Origin of the sequence: Thermobifida sp. (genome assembly GCF_017577275.1) — a bacterium.
Classification (GTDB): domain Bacteria; phylum Actinomycetota; class Actinomycetes; order Streptosporangiales; family Streptosporangiaceae; genus Thermobifida; species Thermobifida fusca.
Map to the genome: position 1 here is coordinate 61,189 of NZ_PITY01000012.1, position 15,950 is coordinate 77,138.

The 15,950-nt window shown below is 65.1% G+C and carries 16 protein-coding genes; 8 read left to right on the forward strand and 8 right to left on the reverse strand.

What is annotated here, in order from left to right; genetic code table 11:
- Positions 1-13: 13 nt before the first annotated feature.
- The 3 genes from gnd to dnaA all read right to left on the reverse strand — a co-directional run bounded on the left by gnd (position 14) and on the right by dnaA (position 4,705).
- On the reverse strand, positions 14-898 hold the full coding sequence (gene gnd / locus CW348_RS01475) for a phosphogluconate dehydrogenase (NAD(+)-dependent, decarboxylating) (RefSeq protein ID WP_011290452.1): 885 nt from the start codon (positions 896-898) through the stop codon (positions 14-16).
- Between the two features lie 59 nt (positions 899-957).
- Complete coding sequence (dnaN, locus tag CW348_RS01480; protein ID WP_011290451.1) at positions 958-2,100, reverse strand: DNA polymerase III subunit beta; 1,143 nt, start codon at positions 2,098-2,100, stop codon at positions 958-960.
- A gap of 757 nt (positions 2,101-2,857) precedes the next feature.
- Complete coding sequence (gene dnaA / locus CW348_RS01485) at positions 2,858-4,705, reverse strand: chromosomal replication initiator protein DnaA (protein ID WP_016187958.1); 1,848 nt, start codon at positions 4,703-4,705, stop codon at positions 2,858-2,860.
- A 788-nt stretch (positions 4,706-5,493) separates the two neighbouring features.
- On the opposite strand from dnaA, the gene rpmH reads away from it, so the two are divergent.
- The 8 genes from rpmH to CW348_RS01525 all read left to right on the forward strand — a co-directional run bounded on the left by rpmH (position 5,494) and on the right by CW348_RS01525 (position 11,110).
- Entirely contained in the window at positions 5,494-5,637 is a 144-nt protein-coding gene (gene rpmH / locus CW348_RS01490) for a 50S ribosomal protein L34 (protein WP_011293534.1), read from the forward strand.
- Between the two features lie 85 nt (positions 5,638-5,722).
- The gene (gene rnpA / locus CW348_RS01495) at positions 5,723-6,166 is read left to right on the forward strand and encodes a ribonuclease P protein component (protein WP_011293533.1); all 444 of its coding nucleotides are present in this window, start codon (positions 5,723-5,725) and stop codon (positions 6,164-6,166) included.
- A complete protein-coding gene (yidD, locus tag CW348_RS01500; protein WP_011293532.1) occupies positions 6,163-6,480 on the forward strand; it encodes a membrane protein insertion efficiency factor YidD in 318 nt (105 codons plus the stop codon). Before rnpA ends, yidD begins: the two co-directional genes overlap by 4 nt.
- Before the next feature lie 25 nt (positions 6,481-6,505).
- On the forward strand, positions 6,506-7,432 hold the full coding sequence (yidC, locus tag CW348_RS01505; protein ID WP_104612772.1) for a membrane protein insertase YidC: 927 nt from the start codon (positions 6,506-6,508) through the stop codon (positions 7,430-7,432).
- A 126-nt stretch (positions 7,433-7,558) separates the two neighbouring features.
- The gene (locus tag CW348_RS01510; protein WP_011293530.1) at positions 7,559-8,098 is read left to right on the forward strand and encodes a R3H domain-containing nucleic acid-binding protein; all 540 of its coding nucleotides are present in this window, start codon (positions 7,559-7,561) and stop codon (positions 8,096-8,098) included.
- A 262-nt stretch (positions 8,099-8,360) separates the two neighbouring features.
- Positions 8,361-9,074 (forward strand): 16S rRNA (guanine(527)-N(7))-methyltransferase RsmG, encoded by a 714-nt coding sequence (gene rsmG / locus CW348_RS01515; RefSeq protein ID WP_011293529.1) that lies wholly within the window; start codon positions 8,361-8,363, stop codon positions 9,072-9,074.
- A 211-nt stretch (positions 9,075-9,285) separates the two neighbouring features.
- A complete protein-coding gene (locus CW348_RS01520) occupies positions 9,286-10,119 on the forward strand; it encodes a ParA family protein (RefSeq protein WP_173668090.1) in 834 nt (277 codons plus the stop codon).
- Between the two features lie 34 nt (positions 10,120-10,153).
- Positions 10,154-11,110: a ParB/RepB/Spo0J family partition protein gene (locus CW348_RS01525; RefSeq protein ID WP_173668091.1), complete on the forward strand. Its 957-nt coding sequence runs from the start codon at positions 10,154-10,156 to the stop codon at positions 11,108-11,110.
- A 136-nt stretch (positions 11,111-11,246) separates the two neighbouring features.
- Here CW348_RS01525 and trxA read toward each other — a convergent pair whose 3' ends face one another.
- From trxA to CW348_RS01550, 5 genes are all read right to left on the reverse strand, one after another.
- The gene (gene trxA / locus CW348_RS01530) at positions 11,247-11,570 is read right to left on the reverse strand and encodes a thioredoxin (RefSeq protein ID WP_011293526.1); all 324 of its coding nucleotides are present in this window, start codon (positions 11,568-11,570) and stop codon (positions 11,247-11,249) included.
- Positions 11,571-11,635: 65 nt separating this feature from the next.
- Positions 11,636-12,568 carry a thioredoxin-disulfide reductase gene (trxB, locus tag CW348_RS01535; protein WP_011293525.1) on the reverse strand — a complete coding sequence of 311 codons (933 nt, stop codon included), beginning with the start codon at positions 12,566-12,568 and terminating at the stop codon, positions 11,636-11,638.
- Positions 12,569-12,747: 179 nt separating this feature from the next.
- Positions 12,748-13,596 carry an anti-sigma factor gene (locus tag CW348_RS01540; protein WP_011293524.1) on the reverse strand — a complete coding sequence of 283 codons (849 nt, stop codon included), beginning with the start codon at positions 13,594-13,596 and terminating at the stop codon, positions 12,748-12,750.
- Positions 13,593-14,222, reverse strand: coding sequence for an RNA polymerase sigma factor SigM (sigM, locus tag CW348_RS01545; RefSeq protein WP_016187955.1), 630 nt, complete (start codon positions 14,220-14,222; stop codon positions 13,593-13,595). The genes CW348_RS01540 and sigM overlap by 4 nt, the downstream gene beginning before the upstream one ends.
- Entirely contained in the window at positions 14,219-15,736 is a 1,518-nt protein-coding gene (locus CW348_RS01550; RefSeq protein ID WP_011293522.1) for a protein kinase family protein, read from the reverse strand. The genes sigM and CW348_RS01550 overlap by 4 nt, the downstream gene beginning before the upstream one ends.
- Positions 15,737-15,950: the final 214 nt, after the last annotated feature.

Consider the following 15,950-nt stretch of genomic DNA (forward strand, 5'->3'; position numbering starts at 1 on the left):
TGGACCGCGCAGCCTAGTCGGTGTTCTTCTTGACGACCGCGTGCCCGCCGAACTGGTTGCGGAGTGCGGCGATGACTTTCATCGCCGGGCTGTCCTCCTGCCGGGAGGCGAACCGGGCGTACAGGGCGGCGGTGATAACTGGGGCGGGCACCGCGTGGTCAACGGCGGCTTGCACGGTCCAGCGTCCTTCACCGGAGTCTTCAGCGTATCCGCGCAACTGCTCCAGCTCGGGGTCTTCTTCCAGGGCGCGGACCAGCAGGTCCAGCAGCCAGGAGCGCACCACGGTGCCTTGGCGCCAACTGGCGAGCGTGCCGGGGACGTCTTTGACGATCCCAGAGGCGGCCATGAGCTCGTAGCCTTCGGCGAAGGCCTGCATCATGCCGTATTCGATGCCGTTGTGGACCATCTTGACGAAGTGCCCGGCACCGATTTCCCCGGCGTGGACGAACCCGCTCCCGGCCTCGGGGGTGAGGGCGTCGAAGATCGGCTTGGCGCGGGCCACGTTCTCGGCGCTGCCGCCGACCATGATGCCGTAGCCGTTTTCGCGTCCCCAGATTCCGCCGCTGACTCCCGCATCAAGGTATTCGATGCCGCGGCGGGCGAGTTCGTCGGCGTGCACGCGGTCGTCCCGGTAGTGGGAGTTGCCGCCTTCGATGACGAGGTCGCCCTCGTCGAGGAGGTCGGCGAGCTCCCGGATCGTGTTCCGGGTGGGCTCCCCGGCCGGCACCATCAGCCACACGGTCCGCGGGGCGGACAGTCGTTCCACGAGTTCGGCGATGGAGTCCACGTCGCGCAGCTCGGGGTTGACGTCGTAGCCGATGACCTCGTGCCCCTTGTCGCGCAGCCGTGCGGCCATGTTGCCGCCCATCTTGCCGAGGCCGATCATGCCGAGTTGCATGCTCGTCTTCCCTTACTCGTAGCCAGGTGGGTGGTGTGCGGGTGGCCGGCGCGGGTGGGTCAGTTGGAGATCCGCACAGGCATGATCAGGTACCGGTAGTCCGAGGCGGTGCCGTCGTCTGCGGGCTTGCCGGTGATGATGGCCGGTTTGGTGGAGGTCGTGAACTGCAGGTGGGCCACGTCTGATTCGATCGCGTTGAGCCCGTCGAGCAGGAAGGTGGAGTTGAAGGCGATCTGGATGTCGTCGCCTTCCAGGGTGGCGCTGAGTTCCTCCACAGCCTGGGCTTCTTCTCCGGTGCCGGCTTCGAGCACCAGGCGGTCGCTGGTGAAGGACAGCCGCAGCGGCGTGTTGCGTTCCGCGACCAGCGAGACGCGTTTGACGGCTTCGATGAACTCGTTCTTCTGGACTTCTGCCACCGAGTTGAAGGACTCCGGGAGGAGTTTCCGGTACTTGGGGAACTCCCCTTCCAGGAGCCGGGTGGTGGTGCGTCGGCCGCCGCCTTCGAAGCCGATCATGCCTTCGCCGCCGTTCTCCGCGGTGGACAGGGCGATGGAGATCTGGGCGCCGCCGGTGAGCGACTTGGCGGTGTCGGCGAGGGTTTTGGCGGGGACGAGGGCGACCGCGGACACGTTGGGGTCCTCGGGGGTCCAGGTGAGTTCCCGGACCGCCAGCCGGTAGCGGTCGGTGGAGACGAGGGTCACGGTGGAGCCTTCGATCTCGATGCGCACCCCGGTGAGCATGGGCAGGGTGTCGTCGCGTCCGGCGGCGACGGCCACCTGGCTGACGGCAGCAGCGAAGGTGTCGCTGAGCACGGATCCGGTCAGCGCCGGCATGGCGGGGAGGGTCGGGTAGTCCTCCACAGGGAGGGTGAGGATCGTGAACTTCGCGCTGCCGCAGGAGACGACGACTTTGGCCCCGTCAGTGCTGACTTCCACAGTCTGTGGAGGAAGGTTGCGCACGATCTCGGCGAGCAGCTTGCCCGACACGAGGATCCGTCCCGGTTCGTCGATATCGACGTCGACCGATACCTGGGCGGAGACCTCGTAGTCGAAGCTGGACAGGGTGAGCCGCTGGTGTCCGTCCACGTCGTCGGCGTCCAGCAGCATTCCAGCGAGGACGGGCACCGACGGACGGACCGGCAGAGTACGAGCGGTCCAGGCGACGGCGTCTGCGAGCACGTCGCGTTCGACCCGGAACTTCACGATCGGTCTCTCTTTCCTCGACGACTATGAACCGCCGACCGACGCCCTGGGTCGCACGTGTCGGCGCTTGCGGGTCAACGGACGGGACCGTCCGCGTCGGGATGTCGGTCAGGACATCGGGGGTGAGTTCACCACGGTACCCCTATTCGGGCGCGAGTGTACGACGGTCGAGGCGTCGAGTCGGAGGGGACTCTCCGAGAAGGAGAGTTGTGGACAGAAGTTGGGGCAGCGGGGAGCGTTGTCCACAGAAATCGGCCGAGCCCGTTTACTAAGCCACGAAGATCTCTCTTTGTGGCGCAGTAGTAATAGGGGCTGTGGATACTGTGGACAAACCCTGTTTTCGCAGGTCAGCTCGGTGATTTTTGTCCACAGGAGATGTGGATGGCGGGTGTGGAAAACTCGGCGTCCTGTGGACAGAGCGCGGTTGTCCCCAAGTCATCCCCAGGTTGTCCACAGCTTGTCCACGACTTTACCCACAGATCCCCTCATGGGATGACTGGATGTCGTGGCGGGTTATACACAGCGTATCCCCAGGCTGTCCACAGAAAATTGGGAGTTATCCCCAGAGTTATCCACGGCTTATCCACAGCTTGGGATGTGGTATAGGGCCGCGGGAGGGGCATGGGGAAAACAGGGGGAAAGTCCGGGGCGAACCGCCGCGAAGTGAGTGGTTTCACACCCCTGGGGAGTGCAGTGACCTCCCCCTGACCAGCCCGTGAACGGGCGTCGGGGGTGGCGGTCCACCCCCGACGCCCGTTCACAGATGGTGGTGGTTGTGGTGGGCCTGCTGCTTGATGCGGTTGGTGAGCTCGGTGACCTGGTTGTAGATCGAGCGCCGCTCCGCCATGAGCGAGCGGATCTTGCGGTCCGCGTGCATCACTGTGGTGTGGTCCCGACCGAACTGCTGCCCGATCTTGGGCAGGGACAGGTCGGTCAGCTCCCGGCACAGGTACATGGCGATCTGCCGCGCGGTGACCAGCACCCGTGAGCGGGAAGTGCCGCACAGGTCCTCGGGGGTCAACCCGAAATATGAAGCGGTCTGGGCCATGATTTCGGCGGCCGTAATCTCTGGGACTTCGTCGTTGGGGATCAGGTCCCGCAGCACGATGCTGGTCAGGTGCAGGTCGACCGACTGCCGGTTCAGGCTCGCGAACGCGGTGACCCGGATGAGCGCCCCCTCCAGCTCCCGGATGTTGGTGGAGATCTTGCTGGCGATGAACTCCAGCACCTCCGGGGGAGCGTTGAGTCCCTCCTGGGCGGCCTTCTTCCGCAGGATCGCGATCCGGGTCTCCAACTCCGGGGGCTGGACGTCGGTGATCAGCCCCCATTCGAACCGGTTGCGCAGCCGGTCCTCCAAGGTAACGAGCTGCTTGGGCGGCCGGTCCGAGGAGATGACGATCTGCTTGTTGGAGTTGTGCAGGGTGTTGAAGGTGTGGAAGAACTCCTCCTGCGTCTGCTCCTTGTTCTCCAGGAACTGGATGTCGTCGACCAGGAGGACGTCGATGTCCCGGTAGCGGCGGCGGAACCCGTCCGCTTTGCCGTCCCGGATGGAGTTGATGAATTCGTTGGTGAACTCTTCCGAGCTGACGTAGCGGACCCGCGCGCCCTCGTAGAGCCGCTGGGTGTAGTGGCCGATCGCGTGGAGCAGGTGGGTCTTGCCCAGCCCGGAGCCGCCGTAGACGAACAGCGGGTTGTAGGCCTTGGCGGGGGCCTCGGCTACGGCGACCGCGGCGGCATGCGCGAAGCGGTTGCTGGAGCCGATGACGAACGTGTCGAAGGTGTACTTGGGGTTGAGCTGGTCCGGGCCGCCTGACGTGGGGTTGGTCGACCCGTCCCCCCGCTCGGTCACGCTCAGCGGCGGAGTGACCGGCGGCTGCTCTGCGGAAGGCACGCCAGAGTCGCCGCCGACGTCGTGCGGACGGTTTCCGGCACCGGGGTGGGGGCCGCCTTCCCACGGGCGCGGCGTCTCCCAGCGGTTGGGTTGGTCCCAGTGGGGAGCCGACGTGTCCCAGCTCTGGTAGCGCGGGCCGGTGTCGGACTCGGCGACCGGGGCAGGGGATGCAGGACTGCCGGGGTCGGCCGAGGAGGGGTTCCACCCCGAGGACAGCAGGTCTGGGCCGCGGGAGAACGGCTCGCCCGGCAGCGGGCCCGGCCGTCCCGACGGGGTGAACTGGGGCGCGGTGGGCTGTGGATCAGGCAGCACAGGCTGCTGGGACCACGCCTGCTGCCGCGCCGTGTCGCGAGGCCCGGAGTAGCTGGCCGAGCCCTGGTCGGGAGCCGGGTGCGAGCTGTCTGGGCTGCTGGTGCTCGATGCTTCCTCGGTGGGCGCGGACGGCGGCACCGCGCTGGGATCCACGGTGACAGCGACCCGGATCTCCCGGCCGAGTTCGGCGGAGAGCGCCTGGCTGATGACCGTCCGCAGCCGGGTTTCCAGGATTTCCTTGGCGAATTCGTTGGGGGCGGCGAGCAGTGCGGTGTCCTCGATGAGCCCCAGGGGCCGGGTCTGCGGCAGCCAGGCCCGGTGCTGGGGAGGAAGGCTGTTGTTGTCGAGGTTGTCCAGCACTCTCGACCACACCATCGCGAGGTTGATCTGTCCCTCAGACACGGCGGCCTTCCATGTTTCGCCCCTTCCAGCGGTGTCCTACCGGCCGCGTCCTCGTCCCGTGGCGGGCGGCACGAGTGACACGGCACCCCATTGTGTCGTTCACCACGACGGCTCCCGTCTGTCCACAGCGTCAAGGAGCGACGTGATCAAACTGTGATAGCGAATGGTGTTCTGTGGGTAACTCGGTGTTTTCTGTGGACTCGGTTGTGCATGAGATTCCGTCCTCCCCGCGCCATGCGAACCTTGTCGGGGAACGACAGTCCACAGGATTGGCGAGTTTTCCACAAGTTATCCACTGCGTTATCCACAACCTTTCGCGACGTTGTCCACAGCCTGTGGTTATCCACATTTCCCAGTTGAGACCCTGTGGGTAACGTCGGTGATCATGGCTTTCCCCGTGGGCTGGGAGGGGTGAGACGGCTCTCACGCAGGGACGAGGTTATCCACAGCTTAGGTCCCTGTGTGGGTTATTCGCAGCCTGTGGACAGAGGTTTTCCACAGACCGCGTGGTTCGTGGAAAACTCCGGCGTGGGCGTGTCGCAGCGGCATAGTCGATTTGACCTGCGGAAGCTCAACCCGTATCTTCTTTGTGCTTACGTCGGTATCCGTCCGTGCCGTGGTGCAGAGAAACCGGATCTCCGCCCGTGACTCGCACCACACAGTGCGCGGCGGAGCGGCCGAGCGGGCGATGTTCCAGCTCGTCCCCGCAGCAGCAGGAACACACGGACCGCCGCACGGTCGGCTGGTTCGCGTCGTATGTACTTCCGGAACGCCCCTGGAGTTAAGCAGTGAGCAAGCGTACGTACCAGCCGAACAATCGGCGTCGCGCCAGGACCCACGGTTTCCGGCTGCGCATGCGTACCCGTGCCGGCCGCGCGATCATCGCTGCGCGTCGGCGCAAGGGGCGCAAAGCGCTGACCGTCAGCCACTAGGCGTCAGCAGTCAAACGTGCAACGGACCGGTCTGCCCGCTTAGGCAACCGGTCCGATTGCTGTTGTTCGAGGGTGTTCTGAACCGATGCTGTCTCCACGCAACCGCATGCGGCGTCGCGCCGATTTCGACACCGCCCTGCGTCACGGGCGGCGGGCCGGCCGGAACGCTCTCAGCGTCGCTCTCTTCGTTCCGCAGGACACTCCAGACCAGCCAGGTGGAGACGCACCTCCTCGCGTCGGGTTCAGCGTCAGCAAGGCGGTGGGGAAAGCCGTCGTCCGCAAACGGGTCCAGCGGCGGCTGCGTCACCTCATGCGGGAGCGGGTCGGCTCCCTCCCCGCAGGTAGCCTGCTAGTGGTACGGGCTAAACCCCAAGCCGCGCTTCTCGACTACAGCGAACTGGCCGCCCAGTTGGACAGTGCGCTGCGCGCGGTGACCCGCCCCCGCGGACAGTCGTCACACCGTACCCGCGCTTCGCGCGAGGCCACGTCCGCACACACCACGGCAGTGGGAGAACAGCCGACCCAATGACACGCGACAGACCCACCTTGCTCGCCCGGGTGTTGATTCTGCCGATCCGGGGCTACCAGCGTTGGATCAGTCCGCTCTTTCCACCGGTCTGTCGTTTCTACCCCTCGTGCAGCAGTTACGCGGTCGAGGCACTCCGGGTTCATGGGGCCGGACGAGGACTGTGGTTGACCATCCGCAGACTTGGCAAATGTCATCCGTTCCATCCCGGCGGGCTTGATCCAGTCCCGCCGCGGAGAAACGAGAGTGGCACAGAGATCAGTGACGCGAGGCCTGGCAGCGACGGGGAAGCCTCCCCCGGCGCACCGGGTCTGTGAAGTCAGCGAACAAGGGAGATAGCCGGTGCTGGACTGGCTCTACAACATCGTCGGCCAGGTGCTGGTCTGGATCCATTCCGGTCTCAGCATCTTCCTCGACCCCGACAGCGGGTTGGCGTGGGGACTGTCGATCGTCCTCCTCACCATCCTTGTGCGTGTCCTGATGATTCCGCTGTTCGTCAAACAGATGAACACGCAGCGGAAGCTTCAGGAACTCCAGCCCAAGCTCCTCAAGGTGCGCGAGCGGTACAAGAACGACAAGCAGCGCCTCCAGCAGGAGCAGATCAAGATCTACCAGGAGAGCGGAACCAACCCGCTCATGGGGTGTCTGCCGCTGCTGCTGCAGATGCCGGTCTTCTTCGCCCTGTTCAACGTCCTCCGCCAGATCGCTGAGGGGGAGGCCAAGTTCGGCTTCACCCAGGAGCTGGCGAACAGTGCGCAGAGCGCGCTGATCTTCGGCGCTCCGATCGCCGCGCACTTCACGTCCTCGGCTGACGAGCTGGCCGCCTTCGGGGCTGACCCGATCATGGCCAAGGCGATCATCGCAGTCGCCTGCGTGATCATGGGCACCACGACCTTCCTGACCATGCGCCAGAGCATGAGCCGGACGCTCAAGCAGCCGGGGATGGAAGACAACCCGATGGTGCAGTCGCAGAAGATCATGATGTACATCGCGCCGGCGTTCGGGCTGTTCGGTCTGGCGATGCCGGTCGGTGTCCTGATCTACTGGGTCACCTCCAACCTCTGGACCATGGGCCAGCAGCACTTCCTCTACCGCAAGTTCCCTCCGGTTGCGTCGGACGGTGGGGAGAAGAACAAGGCCGGAGTCTCTGCGACGGGCAAACCCGGATCGACTAAGCGTGGTCAGCAGTCTGAGAAACCGGAACAGCCTAAGATCGAACGTAAGCAGCCGAAGAGGCAGCCAAGGTCCAAGAGGACCGGCGGGAAGTAGATCCGGCGGATCCCCAAGAGATCCTTGTACTTCACTTCCGCTGCGTGGGTGCGTAGGCGAGAGCCCCTGACGCGTATCCGCGCAGCGCACTGCGTACAGGGCCGCGATATAAGGAGAAAGCTTGTCGTGAGCGACAGCAACACCGGAGGCGGGGCGAACTCTGCGGTAGCGGTGGCCGAGAAAGCAGAAGAGACCGCCCCTATTGACATCGAGGCACTCGAGCGGGAAACCGATATTGCCGCCGACTACATCGAGGGCCTCCTCGACATCGCCGATTTCGATGGTGACATCGATATGGATGTCGAAGGAGACCGTCCCCTGGTCTCCGTGGTAGGGGTGACCATCAAGGAACTGGTGGGAGAGCGTGGTGAGGTTCTGGAGGCGCTCCAGGAGCTCACTCGTCTTGCTGTGCACCGGGTCACCGGCACCCGGAGCCGGCTCATGCTCGACATCGGCGGCTATCGCGAATCTCGGCGCAAGGTCCTTCGGAAACTGGGCGCCGAGGTGGCCAGAGAAGTCAAGCGGACCGGCAAACCCAAGAAGCTCACTCCGATGACTCCTTTTGAACGGAAAGTGGTGCACGACGCCGTGGCGGCGGCGGGTCTGCACAGTGAGTCTGAGGGTGAGGAGCCCAACCGTTGCGTGGTGGTTTACCCGGTGGATTGAGCCATAGCACCTCCAGATCGGGTGCTGCATGTTTCACGTGAAACATGCAGCACCCGATTTTTTTTAGGGGAGGATAGAGCAGTACCTGGAGCTGCGGAGACGTCGCCGTGTCAGCGCAGGTGCAGGGGGCGGCCCCAAGAACAGGGCAGAAACCCACATAAGATCAGGTGGGGTGGTCGTTTCGCGGTGGTCAATCCCAGAGACCTTCGGTCGCCACTCCGCTCGTAGCTGCTGACCCGGCTGAAAGCCAAGGTGGTGACTGATGACCGAACATGTCGTCCCGTCCGACGCGGCTCGGGAGTTGTTCGGTGAGACCTTGCCGGTGGCGCAGCGGTACGCCGAGCTGCTCGCAGACGTGGGGGTCGCTCGGGGCCTGATCGGTCCCCGTGAGGTTCCCCGGCTGTGGGAGCGCCACCTGATGAACTGTGCTGTCGTCGAAGAGCTCATCCCCAAGGGCGCCGATGTCATCGACCTTGGTTCCGGTGCTGGACTCCCCGGGGTGGTACTGGCGATCCTGCGCCCTGACCTGTCGGTGACTCTGCTGGAGCCGCTGCTGCGGAGGACCGTCTTCCTCAACGAATGCGTGGAACTCCTCCGCTTGGACAACGTCAGGGTTTACCGTGGACGTGCAGAAGAAGTCCACGCCAAGTTGAGAGCGGATATCGTCACGGCGCGCGCGGTGGCTCCACTGCCCAAACTCATCGGCTGGGCACTGCCGCTCCTCCGGAAGGGGGGAAGCCTGCTCGCGTTGAAGGGGGAGCGAGCCGAGGCTGAACTGGAGGAAGCCCGCCACGAATTGGCTCGACAGCGCCCTAACATCGCAGACGTCATTCGGGTGGGGGGCGGTAAAGTCGATCCAGCTACCACGGTCGTTCGCGTCACGGTCACGACTGCTCTCGAGACCGGAACCAAGGCGGCCCCGTCCAGGTCCCCACGCAAGCCGGGCGGTAGGAAGAAGCGCGGACGAAAGAGGTGAACTCTTCGTGCCCCACAACCAATCCGATGGCGCCCACGTTTCACGTGAAACCTTCTACTACCAGACGAGTGGCGCCGTCTCAGCAGACATCTCCATGTCCGGTGCGCATGTTTCACGTGAAACCGCGCTTGACCGAAGCTCCTCCCCCGCAGTCGACGAAAGTCTCGCTGCGGACTTCGACACCCCGATCGCCCGTGCTGCCCAAGCTGCGATGAGTGTGCGTGGACGTATGGGTGAGACGTGGCCGCGTCCCGAGCGGTGCCGCATCATCAGCGTGGCCAACCAGAAGGGCGGTGTCGGCAAGACGACCACCACGGTGAACCTCGCGGTGGCGCTTGCGATGCACAACAACCGGGTGCTGGTCGTCGACCTCGACCCTCAAGGGAACGCATCCACAGCCCTGGGAATGGAACGTTCCCCCGAGTCCCGTTCCATCTACCATTGCCTGGTTGAGGACGAAGAACTCCGGGCGTTGGAGCGCCCTGTGCCTGGGGTGCCGAATCTGCGGTGCGTTCCAGCCACGATCGACCTGGCTGGCGCGGAGATCGAACTGGTCTCCCTCGTCGCGCGGGAGTCCCGGCTGAAGCGGGCCTTTGAAGCGTACGACGTCAGCGAACTCGACTACATCCTGATCGACTGCCCGCCGTCGCTGGGACTGTTGACCGTCAACGCCATGGTCGCCTGCGAAGAGGTGTTGATCCCCATCCAGTGCGAGTACTACGCGTTGGAAGGGGTGGGGCAGCTGCTGAAGAACATCGAGCTGGTGAAGTCGCACCTCAACCCGGGGCTCTTCATCTCGACGGTTCTCCTCACGATGTACGACGGCCGTACCCGGCTGGCAGCGCAGGTGGCAGAAGAGGTGCGGAGCCACTTCGGGGACGTGGTGCTGCGGACGATGATCCCGCGGAGTGTCCGGGTGTCCGAGGCCCCCAGCTACGGCCAGTCGGTGATGACCTACGACCCGGGATCGTCCGGCGCCATGGCGTACCTGGATGCAGCTCGTGAACTGGCTTTCCGAGCACAGAGCCGGGTGGAGAACCAGTGAAGCGAACCGCTCAGGGAGCTGAAGGGAGACGGCGTTGAGCCAACAGCGGCGCGGTCTTGGCAAGGGGCTGGGAGCGCTCATCCCGCAGGGACCGCCCACATCGGTGCTCGGAGGAGCTGCCCGGCCTGGCGCTCCCGGAGCAGCCCACGAACCCCGGACCATCGACGGAGCCTATCTGGAGGAGATCCCCGTCGACGCGGTGATGCCCAACCCTCGGCAACCGCGACAGTACTTTGACGAGGAGGCACTAGAGGAACTCACCGCGTCCATCGCCGAAGTCGGACTGCTCCAACCCATTGTCGTCCGCAAACTGGACGGGAGCCAGAGCGACAGCACCGCCAAATACCAATTGATCATGGGAGAACGGCGGTGGCGGGCAAGCCAGCGGGCCGGACTGGAGAAGATTCCGGCGATCGTCCGGGAGACCTCCGACGACGATATGCTCCGGGACGCGCTGTTGGAGAACCTGCACCGCCAGGAGCTCAACCCGCTGGAAGAAGCCGCCGCCTACCAGCAGCTCCTCGACGACTTCGGGGTAACCCACGAGGAGCTCGCCAAGCGGCTCGGACGCTCCCGCCCCCACATCAGCAATACGCTCCGGCTGCTCAACCTCTCCCCGGCCGTGCAGCGCAAGGTGGCCGCCCGGGTGATCAGCGCGGGCCACGCCCGGGCACTGCTCGCGGTGGAGGACCCCGAGCTCCAGGACCACCTCGCGCACCGCATCATCACGGAAGGGCTCTCCGTGCGCGCGCTGGAGGAGATCATCGCGCTCGGCGAGATCAAAGCCCCGACGAAGCAGCGCCGGGCGACAGTGCGGCAGCCCTCTCCGGAACTCGAGGAAGTGGCCAACCGGCTCTCTGACGTTTTCGACACCCGGGTGAAGGTCAACATGGGCCGGAACAAGGGGAAGATCGTCGTGGAGTTTGCGACCAAGGAAGACTTGGAGCGGATCCTCGCCACGATGGCCCCCGGGCTGCTCGCCGAGAAGTAATCCGGGCTCAGGAGAGAGACAAGCGGGCCGCGGGAGACAGTGGTGTCGGGTTGCAGCAGCAACCGCGCACCTGCTCTCCCGCGGCCCGCTTGGTGTTTCGTGTTTCACGTGAAACACGGAGCGGAGTGCTGTGGGGTTACAGGAACTCCTCGAGCTCCTTCTCGATGACGCGCTTGGGCTTAGCGCCAACGAGCTGCTTGACCACTTCGCCGTTCTTGTAGAGGTTGAGGGTGGGCAGGCCCATCACCCCGTACTGGCGCACGGTGTCCGGGTTCTGGTCGGCGTTGATCTTGACGACAGTGAGCTTGCCCTCCTGCTCTTCAGCGATCTGCTCCAGCACCGGGGCGATCATCTTGCAGGGAGCGCACCACTCGGCCCAGAAGTCGACCAGGACCGGCAGCTTGCTCTTGAGGACGACCTCCTCGAAGGTGTCGTCGGTGACATTCTGAATGGTGGCCATTCAGCTAGCTCCTCATCGTCGGGGTGGAAAAAGACAATTCGTCACACGGGGCGGATCGCTCGTGCTTATCCGGCCTCTTCGGTCAGGTAGCGTTCCGCGTCCAAGGCCGCAGCACATCCGCTTCCCGCCGCGGTAATAGCTTGACGGTAACGGTGGTCGACCACGTCGCCGCAGGCGAACACACCGGGGATGTTGGTATGGGTGGTGGGCGAGTCGACCTTCAGGTAGCCCTGTTCGTCGAGTTCGAGTTGGCCCTTGAAGAGCTCCACGCGGGGGTCGTGACCGATCGCGATGAACAGTCCGCTGATGTTGAGGGTGCTCTCCTCACCCGTCACCCGGTTGCGCAGTCGAACCGCGTGGACGCGGGTGTCGCCGAGGATCTCAACGACTTCGGTGTTCCAGAGGAACGAGATCTTCTCGTTGGCGAAGGCGCGCTCCTGCATGATCTTGCTGGCGCGCAACTGGTCACGGCGGTGGATCACCGTCACCGAGCGGGCAAACCGGGTGAGGAAGATTGCTTCCTCCATGGCGCTGTCGCCGCCGCCGACCACGGCAATGTCCTGGTCGCGGAAGAAGAATCCGTCGCAGGTAGCGCACCAGGAGGTACCGCGGCCAGAGAACTCCTCTTCACCTGGAACGCCGAGCTTGCGGTAGCCGGAGCCGGTCGCGACGATCACCGCGCGAGCGTAGAAGGTCTGGTCGCCGGCCTTGACCACTTTCGGGTTGGCGGTGAGGTCCACCTCGGTGACGTCTTCCGGAACGAGCTCGGCTCCGAACCGCTCAGCCTGCTTACGCATGTTGTCCATGAGCTCGGGGCCCATGATCCCGTCCGGAAAACCGGGGAAGTTCTCCACCTCGGTGGTGTTCATGAGAGCGCCACCCGCGGTGATGGCGCCTTCAAAGACCAGAGGCTTCAGTTCGGCACGGGCCGCATAGATGGCCGCGGTGTACCCCGCAGGCCCGGAGCCGATGATGATCACATTACGGACGTCACTCACAGTGGTCAGACCCCTTGCGCACTCGTGCTTGTGTTGGACAGGACGCTGTTCACTTCAACCGATGGTAGGCGTCGGCGATTCCCTGGGAGCACGGTGATGCAAGGAGGCCGACCGTCGCCTGTTCCGGTTTCCTCAGCGCAGGGTGGTGCGGCGCAGAAACCGGGTGAGCCACATCACTCTCAGTGATTGGGGAGCGATGCGGTATCCCGTACCGCGGACGTGGGGTCATCCTCTTCCGCGCACCCCGGCTCAACCACGCGGACCGTATAACCGTCCGTCTCGCTGTCAAGAGCCGCCGGAAAGAACATAATCCATGCCGGTTGGCCCTCATACGAGGCGAGGTCCACGAGAGCCGGAGCGCCGTAGGTGTCGCTGAGCGTGTGCGCGCACGACGCAACGTCAGCGGGTACCGCGCTGTCCGGTTCTAGGGAGAGGCTTTCCTCGCCCTCTCCCGTGGTTAGGCTGGCGCGCTCGAGGACCGAGGCCCCCTGGGTGGCGAGATTGTCCGCGGTGTAGTCGGTGCCGCTGGACACCACGGAGATCCGGTAGGGCAGCGCGGCGTGCGGAGAGGAGGCAGGAGGCGGCTCCGCCGCGGTTCCGGGGTCGGCGGGCGGGTCAGCGGTGAAGAGGCCACTGACCGCCGCGGCACCCGCGCCGAGCACGAAGACGGCTGCTGACGCGGCGACCAGGAACGGCATCCAGCGGGCAGGACCGCGTGGCCGGGGCAGCGGCCGCACTTTCGCGGTCTCGTCGATCGACGCCTCGGGGGCGACCGCAGGGCGGGAACGAGCGGCATGCTTCTTCGCCTCGGCCCGCAACGCTTCATCGATGCGGTCGACGAGCCCTTCAGGCATGGGCGGTACCGGGGCGGAGGCCAGGATCTGCGAGACCTCACGCAGCGCGGAGAGCTGAGCGCGAGCCTCCTCCGACTCGGCAAGCCAGGCGCGTACCTGCTCCTCCTTGGCTTTGTCGTTCAGCTCTCCCTCAGCGAAGAGCGCGAGGGTCTCGGGGTCTACGTGAGACGTCACGATCTCCTGCCACCTCCTTTCGGAGATGGGACGTTTGACGAGTCGCTGGGGTTCCTGAGATGGGCGAGATATGGGAGAAGCCTAGCGCGGCCTCGCGCACACCGGCTCTTCACGGTACCCGGAGCGACGTCGAGGATTTTTGCGGCATCCTCGACCCGGTAGCCGAGCATGTCGACGAGGACCAGGGCGAGGCGCTGCTCCACGGGAAGGTACCCCAGGGCAGCGTGGACGTCGAGGGAGGTGTCGCTGCGGCCGGTGGGGTCGGGCGCGGACCGGCCCCGCTCGTTGGAGAGAAGGTCGAGCGCAGTGTCCTCGGTGGGCACGGCGGGGCGGACCATTTTGCGGCGCAGCCGGTCGTGGCAGGCGTTGATGACGATCCGGTGCAGCCACGTGCTGACCATCGCCTCCCCCCGGAAGCGGTGTGCGCTGCGGAAAGCAGAAAGGAAAGCATCCTGCAGCGCGTCGGCGGCCTCTTCCTGGTCGCCTAGAACCCGGATCGCTACTGCCCACAGCCGAGCGTGGTGCCGTTTGACCAGTTCGCTGAAGGCGTGCTCGTCACCCTGATTGTGCCTGAACAGTAGCTCGTTGTCGGGGATCTCCTGAACTGCGTCGGTCACCGTGTTCACTGAATTCCGCGTAGTTCGACCTCGTTGATGGTGCCCCGGTATTTGCCACCGTCCTGGGAAAGAGGGGAGACGAACCAGACCACCACGTACTGTCCGGTAGCGGGTTCGTCCAGCTTAATCGGCACCTTTCCGGTTACTCCAGCGCCCTGCCACACAGGTTTCTCGTCCTCTCCCGGGGCCCCACCGGAGTCGTTGCGCACATACAGCTCGGCGCTGTAGGTGCCGCTGCCGAAGGTGATGTCCACCTCGTGGATCTCCACTTCGGTGCCCATGTCGATAAGCAGGCCGACACCGTCCTTGTAGTTCCCGAAAGCGGCACTGTTGTAGCCCTCGGTGTTCCAGTGGGTTGAGGGATCCCCGTCGATGGTGTTGGGGGCTTTGTCGTCGTGTTCGCTGTTGTCACCCGCGGGAGGCGGGTCAAAACCTGTCGCGCCCACCGGGGTGAGCACAACGAGCTCGGTCTCTTCGCTTTTGTCGCCAGGGACGTCGGCGGTCTGCGTCCCGGAAGTGTCCCGCATCGAGCTGCCGAGCATCCAGGCGCCCATCACCACGGCGACGAAGACCAGGAGTGCCACAGCACCGATGAGGATCCGGTTGGTGAGGGAGCCCTCAGTGGCCTGGGGGGTGCGGTGGCGGGAGGAACGGGAAGTCCGAGGTGTGGACGACGCGGCCGCGGCCACGTCGAGCTGGCCGGAAATGCGGGAGGTGCCCCTGGGCGGTGGCGGCGGAGAGGCCACTTGGGCCATGGGGATAGGAACCACTCGGGGCACGTCGGCCAGGGCGTCGACGAGCTCTTGCGGGGTGCGCAGCGGCGGGTATCCGCTCTCGGGGAAGGCCGCGCGACAGACGATGGTGTTGAGGACGTCGGGAATGCCCGCAACCACTTGGGCGGGTTCGCACGGCCGTCCGGAGACGATCGGGGCGGGACGCAGCGCGGTGGCTTCTGGCCCAGGCCAGTAGCCGGTGAGCGCGGCGTACAGCAGTCGGCCCAGTCCTTGGGCGTCGGTGCCCTGCGGGTCGTCGACGGTGATGTTGTGCAGGGCAGCGTCGAGGCCGAGACCGATCACCTTGACGGCGCCGCCGACGCTCCACACCAGTTTGTCCGGGGTTAACCGCAGGTGGTGGATGCCGACTTGGGCGGCCGCGGCGAGGGCTTCGGCTGCCTCGGCGATGAGGCCCGCGGCGCGTTCAGGTTCCAGGGGCCCGTTGCGCAACAGGTCCGACAGGGTGGTTCCGGAGATCCACTCTTGGACGACATACGGGGTGGGGCCGGACTCGTCGGCGTCGAACACCTGGGTGACGCGGGCGTCGGAGACACGGCTGGCCGCGCGGGCAGCACGGACCACCTCACTGGTACGGCTGAAGCCGTCAGCGAACGTCCAAGCCCCGACGGGGCGCGCGAGTGTTTCGTCGGTCGCCTTCCACAGTGAGGCTCCGCTAGTCTCGCTCACCAATTCGTCCAGTCGATAACGATTGGCGAGCCTCGCGCCGGGCTCAATCATGAAGGTGCTCATACCGGGAGTGACGGACGGGAGGGGTGACGTGAGGCTGACCTCCCTGCTGCCGGGCCATAGCGCCTGTCCCCGACCTCCCTCCGGGCAGCTGAGAAGAAACCGAACTTTAGGGCAGAGTCACGCCGTCCCATGCTAAGACGCTTGACCGTGCCTGTTGGAGGACACGGTCGGGGAACATTGGGAAATATCGTGTGCAAACTGGGACCTCCGTGGG